Annotated in this window: 2 protein-coding genes; both read right to left on the bottom strand. The window is 47.6% G+C overall.

Going from position 1 to position 695, the window contains the following annotated elements:
• Positions 1-27: 27 nt before the first annotated feature.
• Positions 28-336 carry an acyl carrier protein gene (locus DW981_RS14820; RefSeq protein WP_118508264.1) on the bottom strand — a complete coding sequence of 103 codons (309 nt, stop codon included), beginning with the start codon at positions 334-336 and terminating at the stop codon, positions 28-30.
• A gap of 18 nt (positions 337-354) precedes the next feature.
• The coding region (locus DW981_RS15310) for a hypothetical protein (protein WP_182434321.1) at positions 355-695 on the bottom strand (341 nt) is incomplete at its 5' end.

Below are 695 nucleotides of genomic sequence, written 5' to 3'. Positions count from 1 at the left end.
CTCTGTTGTGACCATCCTGCCCATCCGTCATCCCTCCCGCACCTGTCTGGCTATCATTTCACAAAAACTGCCTGTATTGCTGAAATTTTCACTCAACAGATCCACATCATCAAACGTAATACCAAAACACTCCTCCACATCAGCAATGATCTGCATCACCATCAGCGAATCCGCCCCCAGATCTTCGAAAATGTCGGTTTCTTCCGTGATCACTATAGGATCTCCGGTCTCCGGATCCGGTTCTACATATCGACGCAGGATTTCTGATAATTTTTTCAATATCATCGCATTGTCTGTCATTGTGCCGTTACTACTGCCATCTGTCATTCTATCCATCACTTTCTCTCCCTCTAATTATTGATCTGCAGCACTTTCTACATCCCCTGTCTGCTCCGGTATCATGCACCAAAAAAACTTCAACTTGCCGGTCAGTTCATCCGGGAGAAGCTGCTCATAATATCGAAATAAAAACGCCGCCTCCCCTACCAGGCTGTCCCGGATAAATTCACAGAATAATCCCTCGATCTCTTCCGGTTCACCATCTGTTGCCATAAAAATCTCGAACGTATCCACTGCCGTCTGCCGTACCTGATACTGATAGATCCGTCCCTCCATGCAGCACTCTACCGCCTGGATGACCCTGCGGAACAGGTTGGCAGATATCCTTTGTCCGTCCTGCAGACGGATCATGTCAT

Origin of the sequence: Clostridium sp. AM49-4BH, assembly GCF_003478335.1 — a bacterium.
Classification (GTDB): domain Bacteria; phylum Bacillota; class Clostridia; order Lachnospirales; family Lachnospiraceae; genus Butyribacter.
Note: the sequence above shows the minus strand (reverse complement) of the source record. Positions and strands in the feature narration are given on the sequence as shown.